Source organism: Mesorhizobium sp. M8A.F.Ca.ET.207.01.1.1, assembly GCF_004794715.1.
Taxonomy (GTDB): domain Bacteria; phylum Pseudomonadota; class Alphaproteobacteria; order Rhizobiales; family Rhizobiaceae; genus Mesorhizobium.
Window position 1 is genome coordinate 213,127 of record NZ_SRUS01000004.1, and the last position, 25,769, is coordinate 238,895.

26 protein-coding genes are annotated in these 25,769 nt (G+C 62.9%); 14 read left to right on the forward strand and 12 right to left on the reverse strand.

Annotated features, from left to right (window positions below):
- The first annotated feature begins 12 nt into the window (after nt 1–12).
- Nucleotides 13–258 carry a MoaD/ThiS family protein gene (locus tag EN850_RS13285; protein ID WP_136091462.1) on the forward strand — a complete coding sequence of 82 codons (246 nt, stop codon included), beginning with the start codon at nt 13–15 and terminating at the stop codon, nt 256–258.
- 25 nt (nt 259–283) lie between these two features.
- On the opposite strand, the gene EN850_RS13290 is transcribed toward EN850_RS13285, so the two are convergent.
- From EN850_RS13290 to EN850_RS13325, 8 genes are all read right to left on the reverse strand, one after another.
- Nucleotides 284–922 (reverse strand): hypothetical protein, encoded by a 639-nt coding sequence (locus tag EN850_RS13290; protein WP_136091463.1) that lies wholly within the window; start codon nt 920–922, stop codon nt 284–286.
- The gene (locus tag EN850_RS13295) at nt 919–2,427 is read right to left on the reverse strand and encodes an ATP-binding protein (protein ID WP_136091464.1); all 1,509 of its coding nucleotides are present in this window, start codon (nt 2,425–2,427) and stop codon (nt 919–921) included. Before EN850_RS13295 ends, EN850_RS13290 begins: the two co-directional genes overlap by 4 nt.
- 174 nt (nt 2,428–2,601) lie before the next feature.
- Entirely contained in the window at nt 2,602–4,536 is a 1,935-nt protein-coding gene (locus EN850_RS13300) for a DUF3732 domain-containing protein (RefSeq protein WP_136091465.1), read from the reverse strand.
- Complete coding sequence (locus EN850_RS13305) at nt 4,533–5,075, reverse strand: three component ABC system middle component (RefSeq protein ID WP_136091466.1); 543 nt, start codon at nt 5,073–5,075, stop codon at nt 4,533–4,535. Before EN850_RS13305 ends, EN850_RS13300 begins: the two co-directional genes overlap by 4 nt.
- Nucleotides 5,075–6,283: an ABC-three component system protein gene (locus tag EN850_RS13310; RefSeq protein WP_136091467.1), complete on the reverse strand. Its 1,209-nt coding sequence runs from the start codon at nt 6,281–6,283 to the stop codon at nt 5,075–5,077. Before EN850_RS13310 ends, EN850_RS13305 begins: the two co-directional genes overlap by 1 nt.
- Nucleotides 6,284–6,717: 434 nt before the next feature.
- Nucleotides 6,718–7,689 (reverse strand): ornithine cyclodeaminase family protein, encoded by a 972-nt coding sequence (locus tag EN850_RS13315; protein ID WP_136091468.1) that lies wholly within the window; start codon nt 7,687–7,689, stop codon nt 6,718–6,720.
- Nucleotides 7,690–7,755: 66 nt separating this feature from the next.
- The gene (locus EN850_RS13320) at nt 7,756–8,202 is read right to left on the reverse strand and encodes a DOPA 4,5-dioxygenase family protein (RefSeq protein ID WP_136091469.1); all 447 of its coding nucleotides are present in this window, start codon (nt 8,200–8,202) and stop codon (nt 7,756–7,758) included.
- A 70-nt stretch (nt 8,203–8,272) separates the two neighbouring features.
- Complete coding sequence (locus EN850_RS13325) at nt 8,273–10,111, reverse strand: ABC transporter ATP-binding protein (RefSeq protein ID WP_136091470.1); 1,839 nt, start codon at nt 10,109–10,111, stop codon at nt 8,273–8,275.
- Nucleotides 10,112–10,301: 190 nt separating this feature from the next.
- On the opposite strand from EN850_RS13325, the gene EN850_RS13330 reads away from it, so the two are divergent.
- The 6 genes from EN850_RS13330 to EN850_RS36340 all read left to right on the forward strand — a co-directional run bounded on the left by EN850_RS13330 (nt 10,302) and on the right by EN850_RS36340 (nt 16,235).
- On the forward strand, nt 10,302–11,654 hold the full coding sequence (locus tag EN850_RS13330) for an LLM class flavin-dependent oxidoreductase (RefSeq protein ID WP_136091471.1): 1,353 nt from the start codon (nt 10,302–10,304) through the stop codon (nt 11,652–11,654).
- An 11-nt stretch (nt 11,655–11,665) separates the two neighbouring features.
- The gene (locus tag EN850_RS13335) at nt 11,666–12,439 is read left to right on the forward strand and encodes a DUF427 domain-containing protein (RefSeq protein WP_136091472.1); all 774 of its coding nucleotides are present in this window, start codon (nt 11,666–11,668) and stop codon (nt 12,437–12,439) included.
- A 42-nt stretch (nt 12,440–12,481) separates the two neighbouring features.
- Nucleotides 12,482–14,134: an ABC transporter substrate-binding protein gene (locus EN850_RS13340; RefSeq protein WP_136091473.1), complete on the forward strand. Its 1,653-nt coding sequence runs from the start codon at nt 12,482–12,484 to the stop codon at nt 14,132–14,134.
- Between the two features lie 8 nt (nt 14,135–14,142).
- Nucleotides 14,143–15,102: an ABC transporter permease gene (locus EN850_RS13345; protein WP_136091696.1), complete on the forward strand. Its 960-nt coding sequence runs from the start codon at nt 14,143–14,145 to the stop codon at nt 15,100–15,102.
- Nucleotides 15,099–15,980: an ABC transporter permease gene (locus tag EN850_RS13350; protein WP_136091474.1), complete on the forward strand. Its 882-nt coding sequence runs from the start codon at nt 15,099–15,101 to the stop codon at nt 15,978–15,980. Before EN850_RS13345 ends, EN850_RS13350 begins: the two co-directional genes overlap by 4 nt.
- Before the next feature lie 111 nt (nt 15,981–16,091).
- The gene (locus EN850_RS36340) at nt 16,092–16,235 is read left to right on the forward strand and encodes a hypothetical protein (protein ID WP_167531334.1); all 144 of its coding nucleotides are present in this window, start codon (nt 16,092–16,094) and stop codon (nt 16,233–16,235) included.
- Nucleotides 16,236–16,246: 11 nt separating this feature from the next.
- Here the strand turns inward: EN850_RS36340 and EN850_RS13355 are convergent, their stop codons facing one another.
- The 3 genes from EN850_RS13355 to EN850_RS13365 all read right to left on the reverse strand — a co-directional run bounded on the left by EN850_RS13355 (nt 16,247) and on the right by EN850_RS13365 (nt 20,646).
- Entirely contained in the window at nt 16,247–18,580 is a 2,334-nt protein-coding gene (locus EN850_RS13355) for a cation:proton antiporter (RefSeq protein ID WP_246689197.1), read from the reverse strand.
- Nucleotides 18,581–18,680: 100 nt separating this feature from the next.
- A complete protein-coding gene (locus EN850_RS13360) occupies nt 18,681–19,373 on the reverse strand; it encodes a DUF2270 domain-containing protein (protein ID WP_136091475.1) in 693 nt (230 codons plus the stop codon).
- Between the two features lie 52 nt (nt 19,374–19,425).
- Entirely contained in the window at nt 19,426–20,646 is a 1,221-nt protein-coding gene (locus EN850_RS13365) for an MFS transporter (RefSeq protein WP_136091476.1), read from the reverse strand.
- A gap of 98 nt (nt 20,647–20,744) precedes the next feature.
- On the opposite strand from EN850_RS13365, the gene EN850_RS13370 reads away from it, so the two are divergent.
- Nucleotides 20,745–21,653: a LysR family transcriptional regulator gene (locus tag EN850_RS13370; RefSeq protein ID WP_136091477.1), complete on the forward strand. Its 909-nt coding sequence runs from the start codon at nt 20,745–20,747 to the stop codon at nt 21,651–21,653.
- A 71-nt stretch (nt 21,654–21,724) separates the two neighbouring features.
- Nucleotides 21,725–22,387, forward strand: a complete 663-nt coding sequence (locus EN850_RS13375; RefSeq protein WP_136091478.1) for an Imm52 family immunity protein — start codon at nt 21,725–21,727, stop codon at nt 22,385–22,387.
- Between the two features lie 72 nt (nt 22,388–22,459).
- Here EN850_RS13375 and EN850_RS13380 read toward each other — a convergent pair whose 3' ends face one another.
- Entirely contained in the window at nt 22,460–22,801 is a 342-nt protein-coding gene (locus tag EN850_RS13380) for a hypothetical protein (RefSeq protein WP_136091479.1), read from the reverse strand.
- A gap of 367 nt (nt 22,802–23,168) precedes the next feature.
- On the opposite strand from EN850_RS13380, the gene EN850_RS13390 reads away from it, so the two are divergent.
- The 5 genes from EN850_RS13390 to EN850_RS13410 all read left to right on the forward strand — a co-directional run bounded on the left by EN850_RS13390 (nt 23,169) and on the right by EN850_RS13410 (nt 25,763).
- The gene (locus tag EN850_RS13390) at nt 23,169–23,900 is read left to right on the forward strand and encodes a gamma-glutamylcyclotransferase (protein WP_136091480.1); all 732 of its coding nucleotides are present in this window, start codon (nt 23,169–23,171) and stop codon (nt 23,898–23,900) included.
- A gap of 379 nt (nt 23,901–24,279) precedes the next feature.
- On the forward strand, nt 24,280–24,603 hold the full coding sequence (locus tag EN850_RS13395; protein WP_136091481.1) for a metalloregulator ArsR/SmtB family transcription factor: 324 nt from the start codon (nt 24,280–24,282) through the stop codon (nt 24,601–24,603).
- A complete protein-coding gene (locus EN850_RS13400; RefSeq protein WP_136091482.1) occupies nt 24,600–25,031 on the forward strand; it encodes an SRPBCC domain-containing protein in 432 nt (143 codons plus the stop codon). Before EN850_RS13395 ends, EN850_RS13400 begins: the two co-directional genes overlap by 4 nt.
- Before the next feature lie 78 nt (nt 25,032–25,109).
- Nucleotides 25,110–25,502: a VOC family protein gene (locus tag EN850_RS13405; protein WP_136091483.1), complete on the forward strand. Its 393-nt coding sequence runs from the start codon at nt 25,110–25,112 to the stop codon at nt 25,500–25,502.
- A gap of 39 nt (nt 25,503–25,541) precedes the next feature.
- Complete coding sequence (locus EN850_RS13410; RefSeq protein WP_135930457.1) at nt 25,542–25,763, forward strand: hypothetical protein; 222 nt, start codon at nt 25,542–25,544, stop codon at nt 25,761–25,763.
- Nucleotides 25,764–25,769: the final 6 nt, after the last annotated feature.

Below are 25,769 nucleotides of genomic sequence, written 5' to 3' on the forward strand. Positions count from 1 at the left end.
GAGGTCGAGCGAATGGTCGAAGTCACCCTTTGGGGGGCCCTCGGCCAGCTTGCCGGAGGCCAAAGCAAGGTCGAAGTCGAAGCCAAGGACATCAGGGAACTGTTCAGGAAACTGGCTGAACAGTATCCCGGGCTCGAGCCGTGGATCGATCGCGGCATTGCCGTGGCGATCGATGGGGTGATTTATCGGGATACTTGGGGGAAGAAGCTGCCGCCGGGGGCGGAGATTTTTTTGCTGCCGAGGTTGGCTGGGGGGTGAGGGGGCGCCATCGTCGGAGCTTACTTCAATGTTGAGGCACCAACTTGAAATATTCGGTGAGGCTGGCGAGTGCCATCCGCATTTCAATCAAATCGGCTTGCGGATCCATCAGCACACCGATCTGCTTGTCCATCGCCGGATGTGTAGGCACCTTTGAAGCGCCTGCTGACGCCCGTCCGAACCGAGTGAGATCGCACATCGCCACCGTCTCGACTCCCTTCTTTGAGAGGGGACTGACAACCTTGCCAAACCACCGGATATGTTCCGCGTAGGGGTCTAGGTGAGGATGCACGATCTTGTAGTGTTCGGACTTGCTCGGGAATGACTTGCGGGCGGGATTTTTGCGTACCTCGAGCTCTCTCTTCGATCCATTACAGTCCTTGCACGATATGCAAAGATTGACCGGTTCGAACATGAATCGCGGCGCGCCATCCCTCGATATGATATGCTCACCGTCCCAAACGGCATTATTCCCTGTCGGAATTTCAACTAAGCAATAGCAGCAGCGCTGGTTCTGCTCCTGGATATAGTGGTCCTTGATTTCCTTTCGGACTGGTGAAACCTCGTCCTCGCTCCAGTAGCTGCCAACCTGTTTGTCGGGAGCGCTAGCCTCGAATTTATCTACAATAAGTTGGCTCGTCGCAGAATATTTCACTGGCGTCATTCGTGTGCCGTCGTCCCAGCTGCACGCGCCACATCGGATATGTCTCCAATGATAGATGCGATCGGATCGTCAGGCCTCAACCTTCTTGTGATCTTAGTGAGATCGGCCATGACCTCGCTAAACTCGGGCGATCTCGCCTTTCCTTTCGAGATCAGTCCTAGCGCAGAGACGACCTGCTCCCGAATATAGAGATTTCCGGGCATTGGGCTACCGAAAACCTCCGCCAAGAGATAGTCCGTGGATTGGCCGGTGATCGTTTCGGTTGACGGCAAGGCGGGCTGATCGAGGGCGATGACGTTGGCGTGCTTAGGCAGCTCAGAGATCACCATCGGTGAATGCGTCGCAATAACGAAATGACACCCCTTGAACCGGGCAAAAGTCTTCACAAGTAGATTAACATAGTCCACTTGCCACTCAGGGTGCAGGCTAAGCTCAGGTTCATCAATGAGAACAAGGCTAGCATTGTTGATGACTGATGCTAGCGCTAGAAGCGCCGAAATCATGCTGAGTTGGCCGGAACTGGCGTGTCTTAAGTTCGACGGCGGTCCGTTAATTTGCTTAACCTCGACTCCCGATAGTCGAATGAAGCCGGCGCGACGAAGCGGCTGCAATATCCTGAAGGTCTCGTCGAGCTCCCCTCCAAATCGGAAGTCTGCTGTCGTTCGTATGATGCCTTTGTCAGCGCGATGCAACGCCAACTCCAACAGCTCGTTCAGCTCCCCTTCGCTGAACCCAGTGCGAAGCATTTCCCCAACATTACGACTCTCCGAAAAATTCAAGAAGCCTTTCCAGTCCACCCTCTGGCCGCGCCGGAGCGTGTTTATTACTGACGAATGAATGCGGACTCTATAGATGACTGTCAAGATCGGCTCGAGACCGAGAAACTCAAAAACGGACCCTATATTGATCCGACGCAGCGCCTCATTTTCTCCTTCCTCGAAGAGATTGTTCAAGGACCTAAAAAGAAGCGATTCCATTGACGCCTTGCCGAATTGATCGCGCAGGCCGAGATACTCGTACAAGGATGGTTCGACCGGCTTGACCGAGTTGCGGATGGAGCGCGGAACGGGGAATTTGTCGAATGGGCTGATGGTCAGGGCGACGACGCGCCTTGGCAATGGAAGATCGAAAATCGGTACATGGAATCCGTCAATCCGGCACTCCAGTTCTTGTCTGCCATGATACTCGATCGTGCAAAGTCGTCCATCGATCCGGTACGAGAGAAATTCGAGTGGAAAGTCCTTGATGGTGCGCCGTTTCTGCAACTGGAGCTGCTCCAGAATGACGAAGGTTTGCACGATCGCACTGAGCAAATGTGATTTGCCAGTCCCGTTTTTTCCGATCAGGGCAGTGATGTGCTCGGATGAGGATGCCTGCGGGTTTTGCGGTGGCTCACTGAAGGTGACGTGTGGATTCATCCATTCTTGCTGACGGCGCCACGGCAGTTGTACCCGAACCTGCGCAGTTCGAGCGTTTAGCAACTGAAAATCATCTTCTGCATACATTCGAGCCGACTCGGCTATTTTATTTGTTTTGGCTACGATTCTCGGCGCTTAACGCGACGTATCACCGGGAAAAATTGCTAAAACGGGTTGCAACGTGACTGTCCACAAAAATTAGGCAGGAATCTGATTCAGCAAGGCGCCTGTTTTATCAGCCGATGTCCAGAAGTGGCTTGGTTATCGAAGCCAGGACATTGGTACCAACTTTATACCGTCCCGCCAGCGCTCTACAGTCGCTGCTCTGAACCAATCTTGCAACAAATCGACGTGATCGGTTACGATTACCTGCATTTGCGGAGCCAAGCTGATACAATACTCCGACAGCAACTGATAGAGCCGAGCTACTGCAACCTGGTCCTCATCTTCAGCACCGGTAATCTCTCCGACGTCTCGGTCAGGTGGGTAATGAGCCTGCGATGGCTGATCGAGCATTAAGAACGAGGGTACAGGGCGGCTACGTGCTCGGAATAACTTGTGAAGCGCGAGGTGAGCCGCCACGTGATATCCGACCCAATTTTCGCCGCTGCCAATTTGCGGTAGCGACAGAGGGCCGTCAATGGTATCTGCGACAACTGTAAGGTTCTTACGATCTAAACGGAGATTGTTTTCTCCGTGCTCCAATTGCAAGCGACGCGCATATTGTGTGAGATCGCGTCCCACGAGTCCAAGCGCCGTTGTCAAACGCTCTTCCATCGACTCATAATCGAGGGCGGCCTCTAATTCTGTCACTTCCGCCCGAACCCGCGCTATTTGCAGCCGCAGTCCTTCGTCGTCGGAAAGCGTTCTCGCATTCTCAAGGTAGTACCCGATCCGACCGGCGACGCGAGCCTGTTCGGTGAACTGATCTTGCTCGATCCTAAGCCGCTCATTGTCTGCGATCCGTGCAGTGATGTCCCGTTGCACGCCAATGAGTTCTGCCTCAAGGCCTGTGCGCTGGGTTTCAAGTTCTGCAATCTGTCCTTGTACCCGTGGATTGTCGCGACGAAGTGTACTCAGTTGACGGTCAAGTCTAGTCAAGGATTGAAGGATTTCGCCAACCGATGGCACCGGGATTGGTAGCTGACTGTCGCACAACGGGCAGGTTTCGTGCCCGTCCTTTTCGTGAGTCACCAAGCCGATCGAAGCTAGGCGCGCCTGCTGTTCCTGGGCCTCAGCCTCATAGGCGGACGCCTCATGAGTCAGACGTTGTAGGTCCCTTATCTCGTCCCGAAGTTCCTGAAGTTCAAAGCGTAACCGCCGTCGCCTGTCCTCCAAATCGTTCAGGTCAGCCGCAAGATCATCTGTCCTTGCGTATTCTAACGCGCGGGGTGCCGCCGCTTGGGCGAGTAGGTCCCTGGCGGTCTCTAACGTTTCAGGTGTCGCTGCAAACGGCAGAAGCCCGACGCGCTTAGCCTCCAGGATAAGGTTTCGAGCCGTTCCGGATGCCTCGTCCGTGAGCGCACGAGCGTCTGCTAGATCGCGCTCCAAGCTCCGAAGCCTTCGCCTAGCATCATCGTATCGCTTCTGTTTCAGGAAGTGGTCCTCACCCATGGCGCCGACGAAGTACGGTAAAGTGTCCTTGATGGCTTGGGGGATTCGCTCCTCTCCTTGACGATGAAACAGCAGGCGCCTGTTAGCGATCTCGTCTTGGTTTTGAAGGCAAAAGAAGATCGCTTGGCCAGCAGACGCTTCAAGAGGTCGACGAGTGGCGCCGGCTTCAGGAACATAAAGATTTTCTGCTACACCGAGGATAGCGGAAAGCCGGCTTCTCAGTCCGTCTGCGGTTGAATTCTTTACGAACCCCGCCGGCCCTGCCGGAAAATCATCGACGTTACGTTCAAAGTAGATGTCATCGCTCGTCTTACCCGCCGGTCCAGGGTTGCGGCGGGCCACCAAAATGCCTTCACCGTCACGATCAAATAAGACGGCAAACCAGGAGACCCCACGACGAATCTCGCCCTCAGCTATTGTGCATTCGGTTCGACCCCAGCAGTAGTCGACTATGTCCAGCAACGCTGATTTTCCGGTTTTCGATGCGCCAGTCACGATATTCAACATACCAAGTTGGAAGCATGTGTCTCTTCTCTCTCCATTATGCGAGTAGATGGCGATAGCCCTGATCTGAAGACTCACACTCGTACTCCCATTGTCTGCAGCACTGAAGCTGATTCTCCCTGACTTGCAAACCAGCGGCCAAGCAATGCCGCTGCACGTCGTATTTCCTCAACTTCTTTGGTCGTTGCTGTGAGCTTTGAACCAAGTCGCAACGGTTGTTGTCCGAGATTCATCCCTTCACGATCGATGGTAATCGCATGAATTTGCGACAAAAAAAGCAGAGCCTCCCGCGTAACGGGTCGCAACCGCAGGACTCGATCAGGCAAGACACTAAGCATGTCCGCGTTTTCGCCAGCCCAAGAGGCGAACGCCGTGTTGGCCTTTCCTGGAAGAGCGCGACGCGATCCGGGATGCAGGATCAACGGCGGAATAAGGAAGGCATAGGGTAGCGGCATCGCGCCACTCAGTTGCGCCAGCGGTCTTACGCTGCTTGTCTGTTTTCGATAGTGAACGAGTGCTCGGACTAGCAATTCGCCACAGAATGCGGGGTTGAAAAGCGAAGCTTCTTCTTGGGGCCGCTCACGCCAACTCAGTTCAAAACGGCGACTATCTGACATCACCCTTCCTCCGTGCAGAGGGTGACGTAATTTTTGTGCCATCCCAAACGCAGATCGTTGGCCAAGATATGATACGATCCAACATTCAAAAATTTTGCCGTTAATGACCGGAACGGAAACCGGGCTTCGGTCTCAACCCATTGGTAAAGTTGCTGCGCGTCTTGCATCAGCTTTGCCTCGTCAACTTCCAAACCTTCATGGATATCGCACATAGCTTCGAAGCGGGGCTCCCATTCCTCAACCAATCGCTGTTCGAATTTCTCCAATTCTTCGTCGAGCACGACGTGCTCGCGTGTCCACTTGGAGCGCTGAACGAATGCGCGATAGTAATCCCGTTTGGCAAAGCGCAACCGGTTTCCGCCGAGGCCTATCATCTTCAACTGTCTAACGAACCAAAATCCCTCATACTCTGCAATCTCTGTCTCGTTTGGCTCCGCGTGCTCAAGATCAGCGACTAACGCATCTCGCCTTAGGGCGTCGCGTATATCATCCAATTTGGCTTCGACGACGCCGATCGCGATCGCCTCAGGTGGACGGGCCATAAGAGCCGCGCAAACTCGTGGCCACCACCAACCCTCCAACATCTCGCGCGCGATTCTCGCCTTGCCGGGAGGTGCTACCAACCGAAGCGCGTGTTCCAACTCTCTATCCAGGTCGGTGATGAGTGGCTGATGGTCGAGAATTTCTATGGCGCTTAGAAGGGCCGATCTCATCGGTTCAGCCAGCGCGAGAAACGCCGAAAACGCGGGTGCCAGTGCGTCATTTTTCGACGTTTGCGCCACCCGGGTGAGGAGTTCGTTGGCTGCCTTGGGATTGCGCTTTGCACCTGCTGGATATGCTTGAGCAGGCCGAAGCAAACTGGCGGCAGAGTTCGTCGGGGCTGTGCCCGTGGTTATGAGAATTAACTTAGCGCGCGAGGGGAGAGACGGATCGTCCTTCGCAGCCACCGCCCACACTCGAAGTGTCTTCCATAGATCAGTACCTGCATCGCTAAGATTTGCTAGGCGATCGATATGATGTTTTGTCTGCAGTAGTTCGTAAGCTGTCCCGCTCTTCGCGAAGGACACATCGTCAATTTGTTCAATCGATACCTCGACATCAATCCCGGTATTTACGTGCGGGATACACAAGAGTAGTGCAAGACGAGCTTGGTAAAGATACCCAAGCGCTGCAGCAGCAGCTGTAAACTGACTTTTGTCGTTCCCCATTCGATCCCCCTCGGTGCAGGTTGGCCGATTTTAGCACTGCAAACAAGAGGATTGCGACTTCATCGAGCCCCTGATGGTCAACAATCCAGGTGGAACTGACGCAGCTGCCAGTCCATGTCTCCAAGCTAAGTCCGTCCCATTCCGCATCGCCACCGCTCAGGCTGAATTCCGCTTTGGGGCGTGTACTCGATGGCTGGACCGAAGAGGGCTTCTGCAGCGAGCGAACTGCTGAAATGGGTTGTTTCATTTTCAAAAGCGGCCGCCTTGGGGCGGGGAGGGTTGGCGAGACGAGAACCCTTAAGTGACAACACGGTCTAGCGATCGTAGGATCAAGCGCTCTGCGTCCGTATCACCGCTCGGCAATGACCCTTCTCCCCAGGCGTCTCTCGTTTGCCAGGCGGCGCGGGCGGCTGGTCGCCAGGCCGGAAATTGCTTTAGCTTCCAACCGCCCCAGCCACCTGCGCCCGCCCATACACCAGCCCGGCCACCGCCAGATCCCCAACAGCCAACCCCCGAAAGACAAACGCCGTGGTCTCGCCCAGCCCCTCCCGCCCGGCAAAATCCCCGCAGACCAAACCCGTCAGGTCGCCTGCGACCATCGTGGGATCAACCATGGGCTTGGGCATGTTTCTCTCCTGCTCCAGATCATCCACGACAATGCGATCAAAGCGGCGCATCGTTTCGGGCAGCCAGGGCAGGGCCTGGTCGGTCATCACGGTGAAGCTTCCCGGCTTCAGCCAGTTGGCGTCGAGGAACGGTTCGGGTTTGGGCACGAGGGTCACCGTCGTCACCACCATGTCGGCGCCTTCGATCGCAGCCTGTGCCGTGTGGCAGGGGATTGCTTGCAGGCCGCGCGAGCGCGCCATTTGGCAGAGCGCGTCGCGGTTGGCGGTGCCGCGGCCGAAGGCGCGGATTTCGCGCAAGGGGAAGAGGTCGGCGAAGGCCTCTAAATGTCCACGCGCCTGCACGCCGCAGCCGATGAAGGCCAGGGATGACGCGTCGCTTCTGGCCATTTGCCTGGCGGCGACTGCGCTCAAGGCGGCCGTGCGTTTCTCGGTCACCCAGTTGCCGTCGACCAGGGCAAGCGGCAGGCCGGTTTCGGCATCGAGCAGCGTGATCAGGGAATTCAGCGTGGGCAGTCCGCGTGCGGCATTGCGCGGATTGACGACCAGCGACTTCGTGGCCAGCACGGGCGGCGTGGACGCAACGCCGAGCGTCGCCATGATGTAGCGGTCGTCGCCCGGCAGCACGACCGCCTTCGGCGCGCACCAGACTTCGCCGCGCCTCTGGCCTGATATCTGGCGTTCGATCTCGTCGACCATGTCGACTGTCGAGATCGACAGGCGGTCGAGCAGCGCCGATGACAGATAGGGCAAGGTTTCGGCGGCCAAGGGTTGGTTGTTCATGCTGTCATTCCTCATGGGATCCTCAAACCGCCGCGAGACCCCCTCATCGCGGGTCTGGACGCCTCCTCACGCTTCCAGCGTCGGCTCCGTATTCACCTCCAGCGCCTCTTCCGCCTCATCCTCTTCCCCCAGCACCTCGCCATGCACGCCCAATGCCTTTCCGATCCAGATCGGGTCGACCAGGTGGTCGCGCTTGGGGTTGGTGGTGTTGGGGTGGATGAGGATGCTGAGGCCGCCATGGTTCAGCATCAGCCAGGGCACCAGCGTGGCGAAGATTTCGGTGGCGAAGGAGACCTGGTACATGGCCTGCTCATGCGGCCCGACGGGCTCGTCGCGCCAGCTGCCCAGGCGCACGCGGAAGCGTTCGGCGATGCGCTGGCGCAGCCATTCGGCGTATTGGCGCTGGGCGGCGTCGCCGTAATAGATATGGGCGTGGTAGCTGGCGATCTCGGCGAGTTGTCTCGGGCTGGGCGGCCGGGGTTGCCCGGCCGGCGTTGAACTGGCTTTGCTCATCTCGATGCTCCCCTGGTGACGCCCCGAGGGAACTGTAGCCGAAGCGCGGGCGGCTTGTCTGTAGCCCTGCTCAGCCGGCGCGTTTCCAGCAGGCGATGACATGGCCTGCTTCAACTTCCCGGGCGACAGGTTCGGCCTTGCGGCAGGCGTCTTCCGCCAGCGGGCAGCGGCCGGCGAAGGCACAGCCGGCAAAGCTGGCATCGAGGGCAGCATCGGGGCCGGCTTCGATGGCGGCTTCCGCCATGGTCCGCCCCTCATTGGAAGACGCCGCCAGCAGCATCTGCGTGTAGGGGTGGTTGGGGCCGGCGAAAATCTGGTCGGAGGAACCGGTCTCGACCAGGCGGCCGCGATAGAGCACGCCGATGCGGTCGGCCATGTAGCGCACGACTCGGAGATCATGGCTGATGAAGAGATAGGCGGTGTCCTCTTTCTTCTGCAGATCGTTGAGCAAATTGAGCACGGTCGCCTGCACCGAGACGTCGAGCGCCGAGGTCGGCTCGTCGAGCACCACCAGCCTCGGCAGGCCGGCGAAGGCGCGGGCGATGGCCGTGCGCTGGCGCTGGCCGCCGGACAGCGTGCCGGGTTTCTGCTCCGCTGTCGTGCGGGCAAGGCGCACGGAGGCCAGGAGGTCGCCGACGCGTTGCGGTACGGCGCGGCGCGGCAGGCCGGCCAGCCGCCGCAGCGGCCGGCCGAGGATGCGGCCGATGCGCTGGCGCGGATTGAGCGTGCGGTCTGGCGACTGGAACACCATCTGCACGTCGCGCCGCTCGGCTGGCTGGCGCCGCTCGACCAGCGGCGCCACGGTGCGGCCGAACAGCTCGACGCTGCCCGCCGTCGGCGGCTGCAGGCCGGTGACGATGCGGGCCAGCGTCGACTTGCCGGAACCGGATTCGCCGATCAGCCCGAAGGTCTCGCCGGCGGCGATGTCGAGGTCGATGCCGTGCAGTACGGGCTGGCCGCCGAAGGACTGCCTTATGCCGCGGCAGGAGACGGCGATCTCGCGCTGCCGGGCGGGCGCGGCATCGTCCGGCTGGTCCCCGCCTGACGCGGGCGAGGCGAGGTCGATGGGGCTGGCATCCTCGGCCAGCCTGCCGTCGCGCTTGGTGCGGGTCAGCGTCGGGATCGCCGCGACCAGGGCGCGGGTATAGGCGTGGCGCGGGTTGTCGAACACTTCTTCGGCGGCCCCGGTTTCGACGATCGCGCCGGACTGCATCACCGAGACGCGGTCGCAGGAACGCCTGATGAGGTTGATGTCGTGGCTGATCAAAAGGATCGAGGTGCGGTGCTCGCGGCGCAGATCGTCGAGGATGGCGATGATCTCGGACTGGACGCTGGCGTCGAGCGCCGTCGTCGGCTCGTCCATCACCAGCAGCGCCGGGTCGAGCGCAATCGCGATGGCGATGTTGGCGCGCTGCTGCATGCCGCCCGACAGCTCGTGCGGATAAAGCCGCAGCACGCGCTCCGGATTGGCGACGCGGACGCGGCCGAGCAGCTGCGCCGCGCGCGCCTGCGCATCGTCATGATGCATCGGGCGGTGGCGCAGGATCGTCTCGGTGATCTGGCCGCCAATGGTCATGCTCGGGTTCAGCGCCGAACCCGGATGCTGGTAGACGGCGGCGATGCGGTCGCCGCGCAGCCGGCGCAGCTCGACGGCCGAGAGGTCGCGGATTTCGCGGTTCTCGAAGGCGAGTTGCGCGGCCTCGACGCGGGCGTGTTTGGGCAGATAGCGCAGCACGGCCAGCGCCACCGAGCTCTTGCCCGAGCCGGATTCGCCGACCAGCCCGAGCGCTTCGCCCTGGCCGATCTCCAGCGAAATGTCGTCCACCGCGCGATGGATGCGCCTGGCGCTCCGGTAGGAAACCGAGAGGTGCTCGACGCTCAGAACCGAAGACGACGATGAAGAGGACATGCCCGAAACCACTTTCTGTCCGCGCGGCGATCGGGGGCAATCGCTTCCGCTTTCACATAGAACAATCTCTATAAAATTACTCGAATTAAGCCCGGGCGCAATCTAACTTTTACCGACTGGAAGGTTTTCAGGGCACGGCCACACGCCGCCGCGCCTGACGATTTCCGCATGGACAGGGAAGGCTACCGGCATGTCGCACATGATCCTCAGCGCGTTCTTCTTCAACCCGCAGGGCGACCACCGCATGGCCTGGCGCCACCCCCGCGCGCCGGGGCGCGAGGTGCTCGATTTCGACTATTACCGCGAGCTGGTGCAGGCGGCGGAACGGGCCACGATCGACACCATCTTCGTCGCCGACCACGTGTCGATCTGGGATTCTGTGAAGAGCGGCGTCGCGCACTACGCCAATGCGCGGCTGGAACCGCTGACGCTGCTCTCGGCGCTGGCCGGCGTCACCAAGCATATCGGCCTGATCACCACGGCGTCGAGTTCCTACAGCGAGCCCTACAATGTGGCGCGGCTGTTCGCCTCGCTCGACCATATCTCCAAGGGCAGGGCGTCGTGGAACGTCGTCACCTCGGCGATGGACGAGGAGGCGCGCAATTTCGGCCGCGACGGCAATATCGAGCACGCCTTCCGCTATGAACGCGCCGGCGAATTCCTCGATATCGTCAAGGCGTTGTGGGACAGCTGGGAGGACGAGGCGCTCCTCATCGACAAGGAGACGGGCTATTTCGCCGATCCCGACAAGGTCCATCCGATCGACCACAAGGGCAAGCATTTCAAGGTGCACGGGCCGCTCAACGTGTCGCGGCCGCCGCAGGGCCATCCGCTGATCGTCCAAGCCGGCTCGTCGGAGGACGGCAAGGATTTCGCCACCGCCCAGGCCGACGTGCATTTCGCCATCTTCTCCACACGGGAAGACGGCATCAAATACCGGCAGGACATCAACGAGCGGCTGGCGCGCCACGGCAGGCGGCCGGAAAGCTTCAAGATACTGCCCGGCATCCTGCCGATCGTTGCCGCCTCCGAGGCAGAGGGCCGCGACAAGCAGGACTACCTGCAGACGCTGCTGCCCGACCAGGTCGGCATCGACCTGTTGTCGAGCTGGAGCGGCATCGACCTTTCAGCCTATCCGCCCGACGGCCCGCTGCCGCCGCTGCCGGACGAGAGCACCTTCAATGGCGGGCGCACCTCGCTCAACCGCGTCAAGCAATGGTCGAAGCAGAACCTCAGCCTGCGCGACATCGCCCGCAAGCTCGCCAACAGCGGCTCGGTGCCGACGGTGGCCGGCACGCCGAAGCAGATCGCCGACCAGCTGGAAGACTGGTACGTCGCCGGCGCCTGCGACGGCTTCAACCTGATGTTCCCGCTGCTGCCCGAGGACTGGGTGAATTTCGCCGAGCAGGTGGTGCCGGAACTGCAGCGGCGCGGCCTGGTGCCGACCGAATACGCGCCCGGCACGCTGCGCGACCGCTTCGGCCTTGCGCGCCCCGCCAACCGTTTCGCCGATCAGCGCGCCGATCAGCGCGCCGTGTCCTGAGAGGAAAAGCCATGACCGCCGCGCCGAACCTCCAGTCCCGCGAAGCCACTGCTCCGCGTCTCGTCAATGTGCTGCACAGCCCCAAGCGTGTGCGTGTGAAATTCGGCGGCCGCACCATCGCCGACAGCCGCAACGTGCTGGTGCTGCGCTCCAACCATTTCCTGCCGATCTATTTCTTCCCGCCGTCCGCGGTCGATCCTTCGGTGCTGAAACCGTCGCTGCATCGCGAGCCGCATGCGGTCGGCGGCGAGACCGCCTATTGGGACATCGACAGCGGCGACAAGCGCGCCGCCAACGCGGCCTGGTCGTTCACGGCGCCGCCGGATGAAAACCTGGCGCCGCTCGCCGGCCGCATTGCCTTCACCTGGAAATCGGTCGACCAGTGGTTCGAGGAAGAGGAAGAAGTCTTCGTCCACGCCCGCGATCCCTATGCCCGCATCGACGTGCTGCAGAGTTCCAGCCATGTCGAGGTCTGGTTCGACGGCGAGGTCATCGCCGACAGCCATCGTCCGGTGCTGCTGTTCGAGACCCATTTGCCGACGCGTTTCTACCTTCCTCCGGAGGATATCCGGCTGGAGCGGCTGACGGCGTCCAGTTCGACGACGCGATGTCCCTACAAGGGCATCGCCTCCTACTGGTCGGGCCTGCTCGGCGATGGTTCGGTTCGCCCCGACATCGCCTGGAGCTATCGCGAGCCGATCGACGAGGTCGCGAAAATCAAGGGCCTGATCGCCTTCTATCCGCAGGCGGTCGACCGCATCCATCTCGACGGCCAGCCCGCCTGACGGCGGCTTTTTTCCCAACTTCCCATTCAAGAGAGAAAAACAATGACGAAACGTTCAGACATCGATCTTTTGCGCAGCCAGGCCACGCGCGGCCACACTGGCGACATCTGGAATGTCGCGGTGGACGAATACGCACAGGGCTTCCTCAAGCGCCGCGACCTGCTGAAATACGCGGCGCTTCTCGGCCTCACCGGCTTTGCCGCCTCGCAGGGGCTGTTCACGCTAGGTGCGGCGCGCGCGGCGACTGCCGGCGGCACGGTGCGCGTCGGCCTCGGCCAGCCGACCAAGGCGATCGATCCCGTCACCATCACCGATCCGGCCAGCATCGGCGTGATCAGCCAGGTCGGCGAGTATCTCATCCTCGACGATCCCAAGGACGGGCTGCAGCCGAAGCTTGCCCTGTCCTGGGAAGCCGACGAGACCGCCAGGCGCTGGACCTTCAAGCTGAGGCCAGGCGTGAAATTCCACGACGGCCGCGCCGTGACCGCCAAGGATGTGGTTGCAAGCTTCGAACGGCTTGTCGACCCGGCCAGCGGCTCCTCGGCCTTGTCGGCCTATAAGGGCATCCTCTCCAAGGGCGGCGCCAAGGTCGTCGACGACGAGACGGTCGCCTTCGATCTCGACCAGTCCAACAGCAACTTCCCGTTCTATGTCTCCTCCGACGTCTACAACGCCGTCATCGTGCCGGCCGACTATGCCGGCGATTTCGAGAAGACTTTCAACGGCACCGGTCCGTTCAGGCTGGAGTCCTTCCGCCCCAAGCAAGGCGCCAGCTTCGTGCGCAACCCCGACTATTGGGGCGACAAGGCGCTGCCCGACCGCGTCGAGATCAAGTTCTTCGACGACGAGCAGGCGCAGGTTCTGGCGCTGCAGGCCGGCCAGCTCGACGTCATCCCCAGCACCACGCGGCTGGAACTGGCGATCGAGGGCAACCCCAACTTCAAGCTGCTCAGCGTGCAGGCAAGCTCGCATGATCCGGCGCATCTCAGAACCGACCAGGCGCCGTTCACCGACAAGCGCATCCGCCGCGCGCTGGCGCTGACCATCGACCGCGAGGCCGTGGTCAAGGGCCTGCTCAAGGGCCGCGCCATCGTCGGCAACGACACGCCCTTCGCGCCGATCTTCCCCTCGGGCGATCCGTCGGTGCCGCAGCGCAAGCAGGACATCGCCGAGGCCAAGCGCCTGCTTGGCGAGGCCGGCGTGCCCAATGGGTTCGAGGTGACGCTGACCACCGAGCGCGCCTACGACATTCCCGATTATGCGGTGATCATCCAGAATTTCGCGAAAAAGGCCGGCATCGACATCAAGCTCAACGTGCTGCCGCAGGATGCCTATTACGGCTCGGCGACATTCGGCTCCTCGCCGTGGCTGGACTCCAATCTCGGCATCACCGATTTCGGCCATCGCGGCACGCCCGACATCTTCCTCAACGCGACGCTGAAGAGTTCGGGCGCCTGGAACGCGGCGCATTTCAACAATGCGGACTATGATGCCCTGCTCATCGACTACGGCAAGGCGCGCGACCTGCAGGCGCAGCGGCTCGCCGCCGGCAAGATCCAGACCCTGCTGCTCGACGAGACGCCGCTGATCATCAGCTATTTCTCGCAATACAGCCGCATCGTTTCCTCCAAGGTCGAGGGCGTGCGCTTCACCGCCATCTCGCATCTGCTGCTCGACAAGGTGTCGTTCGTGTGATCGCCTCGATGGCGGTCGTCAGGCCCCTGGCGGCGCGCGCGGGTTCGCTGCTTCTGACGCTGTGGCTGGTCAGCGCGCTGGTCTTCCTCGCCGGGCAGGTGCTGCCCGGCGATGTCGGCCGCGTCATGCTCGGCCCGTTCGCCGATGCGCAGGCGGTCGCCGAACTCAACCGCAAGCTCGGCACCGACCAGCCGATCCTTGCGCAATACTGGCACTGGTTCAGCCGGGCGATGACGGGGGATTTCGGCGACTCGCTGTCGATGCGCGCCCCGGTGGCGCCGTTCGTGCTGGAGAGCATCAGGAACTCCGCCGCACTCGCCGGCGTCGTGCTGCTGTTCCTCGTGCCGATCGGCATCGGCGCCGGCGTCGCCGCCGGCCTGCGCCCGGGGAGCCTTGCCGACAGGCTGATCGTGCTGACCGGCGTCTCGCTCTCGATCGTACCCGATTTCGTCTCCGGCCTGCTGTTGCTGATGGTCTTCGGCCTGTGGCTGGCCTGGTTTCCGATCACCGGTGCTGCGCCCGACGGGGCCAGCTTCTGGACGTCCAGCTACTACCTCATCCTGCCGGCGCTGCCGCTGGTGCTGAATCTGATCGGCTATGTCGCGCGCATGACCAGGGCCGGGGTGATCGAGGCGCGTGGCGCCGACTACACCCGCACCGCCATCCTCAAAGGCTTGAGCCCCTCGCAAGTGCTGTTCAAGCACGTGCTGCGCAACGCGCTGGTGCCGACGGTCGCCGTCATCGCCACGCAGAGCGGCTTCCTGCTCGGCGGCCTGTTGGTGATCGAGGCGCTGTTCGGCATACAGGGGCTCGGCAATCTTGTGCTGACCGCCGCCAAGGCGCGCGACTTTCCGATGCTCGAGGCCGGCGTGCTGGTGATGGCGGCGATCTTCGTGTCGACGGCCGCGATCGGCGATCTCCTGCAGGCGCTGCTCGATCCGCGCCAGCGCCGCCGGAGTGCGCCATGACCGATCTGGCGCAATCCCCGGTGCGCGGCGACATCAGGCTCTCCTGGATCGGCCGACTGCGTGGTTCCTTGCCTGACGTGGCGCCGTCGACCGCGATCGGTTCGGTGGTGCTGCTATTCTGGGTCGCCTGCGCGCTGTTCGGCGCGCTGTTCGTGCCGTTCGATCCCTATGCCGAGGATTTCCTGTCGATGATGACGCCGCCCGACGCGGTGCACTGGTTCGGCACCGATCAGCTCGGCCGCGACGTGCTCTCGCGCATCATCGTCGGCTCGCGCGACATCCTTTTGGTGGCGCCGCTGGCGACGCTGGCGGGTGTTGCTTCAGGCAGCGTCATCGGCCTGGTGCTCGGCACCTTCGGCGGCCTGGTCGATGCCGTCGGCGCGCGGCTGCTCGACGCGGTCATGTCGCTGCCCTTCATCGTGCTGGTGACGATGGCGCTGGTGGCGATCGGCCCGTCCAACCTCACCGTCGTCGCGGTGATCGGCCTTGCCTATGCGCCGCTGGTGGCGCGCACCGTGCGCACCGCCGCGCGCGAACAGCGCGAGCGCGACTATGTCAGCGCCGCCCGGCTTGCCGGCGAAGGCCGGCTGGCGATCATGTTCCTGGAAATCCTGCCCAACGTCCGGGAAACCATCCTGATCGAGCTGATCACCCGGCTCGGCTACGCCTTCTTCTCGATCGCGACGCTGAGCTTCCTCGGCCTCGGCATCCAGCCGCCATCGGCCGACTGGGGGCTGGCGATCGCCGACGGTTACGGCTTCCTCACCGGCGGCAAATGGTGGGTGGTGGTGTTCAATTCGGCGGCGATCATTTCGCTGGTCATGGCCACCAACCTCATCGCGCAAGGCATCGGCGCTTTCGAACAAGGCGACAAATAGGCTGTGGGCGCCATGCAATGGTCGGCTATTCGATCGAATTTCTTTACAACCCGTTAATTCGGCCATGCATCAATAAGCATCTGCTAATTATCGGTGCGCGTGGGGTACGCAATGACCAAAAATCTCGGCAATGCACGCTATGTGCCGCCCAAGGACACGAGCATTTCCTTGTTCAGCAGGGTCGCGCCGGCGCTGTTCCCGCTCGTCGCGGCGGCGTTGGGCTACTTGATCGGGCGGCAGTTCCTCGGCCTATAGGACCATAGACATCAGGCGCCGGTCTCGGCTGTCGCCTCCTCAGCGCCGGCGTCGGCTCGCCTGACGCGATCGCTCGCCAGAAGCACGACAGGGCAGGCGACGGCGGCCAGCACGGCGGTCGCCGTGTCGCCGAAGAACAGCTCTTCGCCCGGCCGCTGGGTGACGCCCATCACCACCATCGCCGCGCCCTTGGCCGCTTCCCTGGCGATCGCCTGGTCGGGCGTGGCGCGCGTTCTGATGGCGGTCTCGACGGCGACGCCATAGCGGTCGGCGAGATCGGCGACATCCTTGAGCACGGCCTCCTCGCGGCGGTGCGAAACCGAGCCTGGCCGGCTGCCCTTGCGGGCCTGCGAGACATAAAGGACTTTGACGCGCGCCCGGTGCGGCCGCGCCAGGGCCAGCGCGAAATCAGCCGCGCGCCGCGCGACCTCGGTGCCGTTGACGGGAACCAGAATGGTCGCGCCGGCGCGCAGCATCGGCATCTTGCCGCTGGATTTGGCGCCATTCAGCACCAGGCAGAGCGGGCCGTCGAAGCCGCTGGTGATATCGTTCAGCGTGCCGCTGAAGGTGCCTTTGCCGGTCAGCGCGTTGTCGAGCCCAACCAGCAGAAGGCCGTAGCCCTTGCGGGCCTCGGCGGCGATCGTTTCGGTGGTGGCTTCAAGCTCGGCGCGGGCCGTGAGATGGATCTTGTCGACGGGCGTGTCCTCGGCCTTGCTGACAGCCCTGGCGCTTCTGGCCGCTCCCCTCTTGACCTGTTTCGAGGCCCGCTCGGGGCCTTTGTCGCGGGCAGGGCCGGGCAGTTTGCCGTCCTCGAGGTGGAGCAGCGTGGTCGGCATGCCGGTGCCGCCGCCGACGAGCCCGGCGAGATAGGCGGTGAACTTGCCGACCGGGCTGTCGTCGACCAGCAGCAGCAATCGCTCCAGCTTCGAGACGAAGCCATGTTCGTCGAGCAGTTCGCGCTCGACGCGCTGCTTTTCCGCATCGCCGACCGGCAGCCGGCCGAGCGCCCAGCGCAGCATTGGCGGCATGGCGAGCGTCGTGATGACGGCCATGGTGACGATCATCGTGAACAGATTGTGCGACAGGATGTTCATCGACAGGCCGATCGAGGCGACGATGACCTCGGTCGAGCCGCGCGCGTTCATGGCGCTGCCGACGGCGATGGCCTCCCTCAGCGACATGCCGGCCAGCCGGCCGCCGAGGAAGGCGCCCGAGAATTTGCCGATGCTGGCGATCAGTACCAGCGCCAGCGTCAGCAGCGCCAGCGTCGGGTCGGCAAGCACGGTGAGGTTTGCGGACAAGCCGGCCATGCCGAAGAACACCGGCATGAACAGCGCCGTGATGACGCCGCGCAACTGGCCCTCTATGTGGTCGGACAGGATCGGCGATTCCCCGACCAGTATGCCGGCGACGAAGGCGCCGAGCACGGTGTGGACGCCGATCAGATTGGTGATCAGCGCCATCACGCCCATAATGATGATGATGACGGTGACGACAGCATACTCGCTGCGGAAGGAGTCGTTGCTCCAGCGGATCAGGGTGAACACCAGGCGGCGGCCGATGGTGAAGGAAAACACCATGAACAGCGCCACTTCGACCACCGTGATGATGAGCGGCAGCACCTGCAGGCTGCCATTGGTGGCGATGCCGAAGGTGACGGCGATGATCAGCCAGCCGATCGTGTCCTCGATGATGGCGGAGGAGACGATGACCTGACCGAGATTGCGGCGCATGAAGTTCATCTCGCGCACCACCATGGCGACGATCTTGACCGAGGAGATCGACAGCGCGGTGCCGAGGAACAGTCCGGCGACGATGCGCTCACCCGGCTCGGGCAGGAGGGAATCCGGCAGCACCTGCGCCAGCGCGAAGCCGCAGACAAAGGGCACGACGACGCCGGTGATCGAGATCGAAAAACAGGCCGCGCCCACCCGCCGCACGAGGCGCAGATCCGTCTCCATCCCGGTAAGCAGGAGAAGCAGCAGGATGCCGAGCTGCGAGACGGCATCGATCATGCTTTTCTGCGCGGGATCGGTGGAGAAGATCAGATGCTGGGCGTCCGGCCATATCCAGCCGAACAGCGACGGCCCGAGCAGGATGCCGCCGATCAGCTGGCCCATGATCGCCGGCTGGCCATAGCGCTGGAAGATTTCGCCGAGGCCACGGCCGACCAGAAGCAGGAGTACGATCTCGGCGACGAATAATCCCTCCGCCGAGCCGCCGATGCCCGAGGCGTGGCCGGCCGGCTGCGCGGCCAGCGCGTGGTTTGCCGGCGCCAGAACGAAAATGGCCAGCGAAAGGGCGGCCGCTGTACCGTGCGGCCTCGTTGCCGATGGATGGATCATGGGTCCCTTCAAGACGCCGCCGCGGACTGACCATCACAACGCGCGGCCGACGTTTGCGTTGCAGCCATCCGTCGCGAGTTGTTGGCGTCCGGCATCGAGGTCAGACGTGGACGTTACCGAAGGAGAGTTCGCCGTCGTCGCCTGGCGTCAGGAAGGCGGCCGCCAGCAGGCCGGCATAGAGGAGGGCAACCACGGCGACGATGGCCGCGCCCGGTATGGGACCGAGCGCCGCCGCGCCGACGGCCTCGCGCAACGTGCCGACAAAGCCGACCGGCACGCCTTGATCGATGAGGCTCGGGGTCGACAGTTTGAGAATCCAGGCGAGCAGCAGGATCAGCATCATGTGCACGTAGTTGCGGCGCAGACGGCGCGCCAGCGCCACGCGCTGCGAAACCAGGAATTTTGGGGTGCGCAGGCTGTCGCCGACGACCAGCAGCCAGTCGGAGGCGAAATCGGGCTGCGGCGAGAAGATCTGCGCGAAATAATGGCGCTCGAACTGGCGCACGCGGGCGCGGTAGACGTCGAAGAAGCGGTAGCGGCGCGCCTCGATCCACAACAAAAGCAGCACCAGCAGCATGGCGAACAGCAGCACGCCGTGATGGGCGCTGGCCGTCGACAGCGACACCGACAGCATCGCCGCGACAACGGTGATCGCCCAATTGCTGGTGCGGTCGAGGCGGTCGCGCCAGCCGGCCATGCGGGCGATCTCGGCGCGATGGAAATGGGACATAACGGTGACCAGTTCGCCTGGCGAAAGCGGTCTGCCGACGGGCGTTGCCGGCGCATCGTTCATGACTTCCTCCCAGCCGACAACGCTTATGAGGCAATGTCGTTCCGGCAGGCGGTCATTCCGGGCCGCCGATCCAGTCGAGCAATGCGACGAGCCCAAAGGCGCCGCCGATGGCGCAGACCGCCGGCCACCCGGCCCAGGCCCAGGCAACACCGGCCAGCAATGAGCCGATGGCGCCGCCGATGAAGAAAATGCCGACGAACAGGCCATTTAGGCGGCCGCGCGCCTCGGGCCGCAGCAGGTTGATGGCGCGGCGGCCGAGCGTCTGATCGCCGGTAACGCCGATATCGAGCAGCACGGCGCTGATGCCCATCAGCACGAGCGGCGTCCAGGACGTTCCGGACAAGAAGGAGCCGGCCCAGGCCGCCAGCGCCATCGCACCGATCAGCACGAGATGGCAGAAGATGGTGGCGGAACGCGTCCAGCCCTGATCGCCGGCGCGGCCGAACAAAGGCGTGACCACCGCACCGCCGGCGCCGACCAAAGCGAACAGCGCGATACCGCGCTGGCCAAGGCCGAAGGGTGGCTGCGCGAGGCGCAAGGCGACCGCCGTCCAGAACAGGCTGAACGCCGCCATCACCAGGGCCGCCGTCAGCGCGCGGCGCCGCAGCACCGGCTCCTCGTGCAGCAGATGGAACAGTGAAGCGATCAGCTTGCCATAAGACGATTTCGCCACCGGCCGCCGGCGCGGCAGCGTGAAGGCGAGCACGATGGCGAGCAGCGTCAGGGCGGCGGCGCTGAGGCCGTAGAAGGCGCGCCAGCCCCAGGCGTCGGCGACGAGGCTGGCCAACGGCCGCGCCAGCAGGATGCCGATCATCAGCCCGCTCATCACGTCGCCGATGACGCGGCCTGCCTCGCCGGGCGGGGCCATCGAGGCGGCGATCGGCACCAGAATCTGGATCGCCGAACAGGCGGCGCCGAGCACGAACAGGACGATCAGCAGCGAGGCGATGGTGGGCGCCAGCGCCGCCACGCCGGCCGCCAATGCCGCCGCGACCAGCATGCGCAGGATCAGGGTGCGGTTCTCGGCGAGGTCGGCCATCGGCACCAGGAAGAACAGGCCGGCGGCATAGCCGAGCAGCGTCACCATGGCGACAAGGCCAACGCTCGCGGCGCCAGCGCCGAGCGACGGGCCGATCAGCCCGACAAGTGTCTGCGGCGCGAACAGATTGGTGACGATGATGCCGGTGGAGGCGGCAAACAGCAGCGTCTGCGGGCCGGTGATGGTTTGAACCGGAAGCCGGCCGGCTGTTTGGCCGTCATTGGAATCGAGCATGAAGTCCTCAATGAAGCTGCATATCGTGCAAGGACTTTATGCCAAAGCATTATCATGCTACAATTCAATCAATTCGATAATGATTATGCGAGGTGCGCATGAACATCCATGATCTCGAAGCCTTCGTCGCCGTTGTGGAAACCGGCTCGATCGTCGGCGCCTCGGCCAGGCTCAACCTCACCCAGCCGGGTGTCACGCGCCGCATCCAGAACCTCGAGGACGGGCTGGCGACAGCACTTCTCGACCGCCAGTCGAAGCCGCTGAAGCCGACCGCCTCCGGACGCGAGGCCTATGAGCATGGCCGCCGCGTGCTGCGCTCGCTTGAGGATCTGAAGGCCGGCGTCTCGCCGCAAGGCGAGGTCAAGGGCGAGTTCCGGCTGGGCATCATGCCTTATCTCTCGGATGCAGCACTTGCGCTGCCGCTCGACAGCCTGCGCGCCGCCTTTCCGCACCTGACGCTGCGCATCAGTTCGGGCTGGTCGCCAAGGCTGGTGGAGCAGGTGGCGCGCAGCGAGCTCGACGCGGTGGCGGTGTGCCTTGCCGAAGGCCTGGCGCCGCCGGACGAACTGGTCTGCGACGATCTCGGCGCGCAATCGGTGCTGCTGGTCGCGTCCCCCAGCCTTGGCGTGCCGAAGCCGGCGAAACTCGCCGACCTGTCGCGCTTCGCCTGGGTGATGAACGAAAACGGCTGCGGTTTTCGCGCCTTCATCAAGCAGAGTTTCGAGGCCGCGAGGCTGCCGTTCCAGGTCGGTGTGGAGGCGCTCAGCGTCGACCTCCGAATGTCGCTGGTGGCGCGTGGCCACGGCATCGGCATCGTCACCCCGGGCGCCTTCGCCGACAGCCGCTGGCGCGACGCGGTAGAGGTGATCGACTGCCCCGACTTCAAGCCGCAAGTGCGCGCCTGGCTGCTGCACCGCCCGCCGGCCGGGCGGCTGGGGCGTCCGATCGCGCTGTTCCGCGACGCGCTGATCGACGGGCTGAAGGTGCCGATGCCGCTGGTGTCGTAGCTGGAGGCAAGCTGGCCGTTGCCGTGAGAAAAACTCCCCAATAGGATGGCCACGCCGGGGGAGGGGATGCCGTGTCGGTCAACATCTGCGTGTATTGGGGGGCCAGTCAACGCCCTCTCGAGGAGTTGGTACCGCAAGTCGCAGCTTATTTTCACGTGCTGGGGAAAGCCGCTGACGGGTTCTCCCGTTGGGCGCCCAAGGGCCGGTCGATTAAGCAGGCGATGCTATCCGAACCTGTCGATACATCGTCGCCGGAGGTTTTGCGAGGTTTGCTGTTGAAGGGGCAGAACAAGACGGATATTGCGCCGCGCCAGCCCATTCCGGAACTTGGGTACACGCTGTCGCTTTGGAACCAGCGCCATGGAAATCTAGAAGCGTCGACCTCGGTCCACTGCGGTGCCTATTCGCAATATCTATCCGAAGACAGCCAGTACAATGCCTTGCTCAAACTGAGTTACCTGGACGGGCGAGCTCTCGGCGCCGCGATCCTGCTCGATGTGTTCTCCAAAACGACCGAAATCTGGCGGCCGGTTTGGGGGGCGATCTGGCGATATGCCCATGGCGGGCATCCCAGTGGCGCACCTTGGGATCCGAGCTATGTCCAATACGCTTTCTACCAGTCGCAGAGCGGGCTGGGGCCGGCAGGCCGTGATATTGGAAGACAACACGCGGTACCCGGTGGAGGACGTCTTTGGATCAACGATGCGACGACGTCTTTTATGGAGACGGCATAGACATCGATCGCATTGCCCGTCTCCGAGCACTCCAGTCGGTCCGGTTGACAAGCCACTCGCTGTCGCGGACCTTCAGCCGATGAAGAACTCATGGACAAGCATCGTCGGCTCCATTCGAGACAGGAGTCCAAACGATGCAACCGGGCCATTTGCCTCCGCATTCTGCGGTGTGGAGGTGCTTGCCCTGTTCATAGCAAATGGCTCTTTAAGCTCGGTTCTGTTCGGATGGACGTCCATGTTCGACCTGTGCATCCAGCAGGTCGAAGTGGAGCCCTTTTCTGGACCATATCTTAGGGTCAGCCCGTTGCATTCGGGGCAGATCGAATTCCGGTATGTCGATACGGCAATCGCGAAACGGCAATGGCGCAGGGAAGTGATGCCTGATGCGGCCGTGGCGCGGTTCGTCGGCTTCATGGATCAGCTCGGATGGGTTGGTCAGCCGACGTCTACCATTTCGGCCGCGAGTTCAAACGCTCGGTCGGAATCTCGCCGGCCGCCTCGCGGCGCAGCGAGGTGAGCACGGCGCCGGGGTGATAGGAGAGACGGGTCCTTTCCGGCGCTTGGGTCGGATGGTTCAGGTTTTGAGACGGCGAAAGTTGGCGATTCGTCGTTGTATCCGCCGACTTCCAGCGTCATCGCCGCCCCTCACTGTCCTGCCGGACATCTCTCCTCGTAAACGGGGCGAGAGAAGCTGGCCGCGACGCTGGCGCCCTGGCGTTCAGCCAGCCCTTGAGAATCTTCGAGCCTTCGGCAACATGGCTGCCATGGCCGAGGCACGAAAATGAACAAGCCGATTTCCGCCGCACCGCGCAAACCCGCGCCACCCAAACCGCCGATGGCGCTCACCGAGGCGCTGGTGGCGCGCACCATGCGCGTGGTCGAGGATGCCGGGCCGACGCCAGGCATGGTCTATATGACCGACCAGGATTATGCGCGGTTTCGCGACGAGATCCTGGCCTCGGCACCCGCCGGGCCGCTGAAACTGTTCGCCTATGGCTCCCTGCTGTGGAAGCCGGCCGGCGAGGTGAAGGGCGGCGAACGGGCGGTGGCGCGGGGCTGGCACCGGTCGTTCTGCTTCACCGTGCAACGCTTTCGCGGCACGCTCGATCAGCCCGGCCTGATGATGGCGCTCGACCGTGGCGGCCAGTGCCAGGGCATGGTGTTCGAGATCGCCGAGCCGGTTGCCGACAATCTGGAGGCGCTGCTGCGCCGCGAAATGACCATCCTGCCCGCCGTCAACGTGCCGCGCTGGCTGCGGGTGAGGACCGAAGGCGGGATGAGCCGGGCGCTCGGCTTCGTCGTCGACCCGGCCAATTCGCGCTACGCCGGCAAACTGGACAAGCAGGCGGTCGCCGCGACGCTGGCGAGCGCCGTCGGCCATTGGGGCTCGGGCGCGCAATATCTGTTCGAGACGATCCGCCACCTCGACGCCTGCGGCATACGCGACCGCAATCTGTGGCAGCTGCAGGAGCTGGTGGCGCAGGAGATCGGGCGGGTGCATGCGGCCGGCTAGTGGTTTTGCACGAAACCAGACGCCGCGTTGACCGATCGCCTGCCTTGGCGATTGGCGGATCCGCCCACCGCTTCGTCATCCACGGGCGGAGCAAGGAGCGAAGCGACGCGGCGCAGACCCCTGGAGCTGCTTCGCAGCCCAAGGGATCCATGCCGTGACACATAAGCGCCGCCACGGTGCTGAATTCTGCTCCGCTGCACTCTACGTCCAAGGTCACGGAATGGATCCCAGGGTCTCCGCGACGGAGCTTCGCTCCTGCTTCGCCCTGGGATGACGAAGTTTGGGGGCTTCGGCTAACCGCCCATCCAATCTTCCGCTTGACGAACATATATCTCTGTGGTTATACGTCAACCAATAGCCAACGGGTTATCGATCTCGGATGCCGGACGCTCATGAAATGATATTCAGGACGCTCGCCGACCCAACAAGGCGGGCGATCTTCGAACGGCTGTGCCGCCAGGGGGAGCAGACGGTCCGGGCGCTGACGATACAGGCCGGCGTCTCGCAGCCGGCGGTGTCGAAGCATCTGGGCGTGCTCAAGCAGGCGGGGCTGGTGCGCGACCGCCATGAAGGCCGCCAGACGCATTACAGCGCGCAGCTTGCCGCGCTGGCGCCGCTGATGGACTGGACGCGTGAGATGGCCGGGTTCTGGGAAAGCCGGTTCGACGACCTCGAGGATTTACTCAAAAGGATGGACCAGTGAACGATAGGGCCCAGGAGACCCGCACTGTCGTCGTCGAGCGGCAGATTTCCCATCCGCCCGAAAAACTCTGGCGCGCCCTGACGCAACCGCATCTGATCGAGGAGTGGCTGATGAAGAACGATTTCAATCCCGTCGTCGGCCACCGCTTCAACATCAGCGCCGATTGGGGCGGCGTGCTCGATTGCGAGGTGCTTGCCGTCGAGCCGCACAGGACGCTGTCCTATACCTGGAACCTGGCGCACCAGGATCCGGCCTTCGATCTCAGGAGCGTGGTGACTTTCACGCTCACCCCGACTCCAACGGGAACCCATCTGCGCATGGAGCAGGCCGGTTTCCGGCCCGACCAGAGACGGGCCTATGGCGGCGCCAAGATGGGATGGCCGCAATTCCTGGAGAAGCTGGAAGCGCTTCTGGCCCGAACGGACTGAGAGTTCCCGGCCAGGCTGAAAACCACACAGCACTATCAAAGGGCGGTTCCGCGCCAGCAAAACCCATGGAGAAATGCGATGAAGATCAAACTGACCAGCATCTATGTCGACGACCAGGAAAAGGCGCTCGCCTTCTACACCGGCGTGCTCGGCTTCACCAAGAAGGCCGATTTCAGCAATGGGCCGTTTCGCTGGCTGACGGTCGTCTCGGCCGAAGAGCCGGACGGGACCGAATTGCAGCTGGCGCTGAACGACAATCCGGCGGCAAAAACCTACCAGCAGGCGATCTTCAAGCAGGGCCAGCCGGCGCTGATGCTGTTCACCGACGACATCAAGGGCGATCATGAGCGCATCAAGGCGAAGGGTGGTGCCTTCGCCATGGCGCCGACCGCGGTGACCGGCTCAACCATCGCGCAGGTGAACGATGGCTGCGGCAATCTCATCCAGATCACGGAGCTGGCGCGCTGGTAAGGCGCCGGGTTTCAACGAATAGTGCAAGAGGAGGCAGAATTGGACTGGAGCAAATGGATACGGCAGGCGCATCGCTGGCTGTCGATGATTTTCACGATCACCGTCGCCGCGAATTTCGCGACCATGGCGTTCGGGCAGCCGCCCGCCTGGGTGGTCTATTCGCCGCTCCCGCCGCTCTTCCTTTTGCTGTTCAGCGGCCTCTATATGTTCGTGCTGCCCCATGTCGCGAAAGCGCGCGTCGCGCAGCGCGCCAACGGATAGGAACGG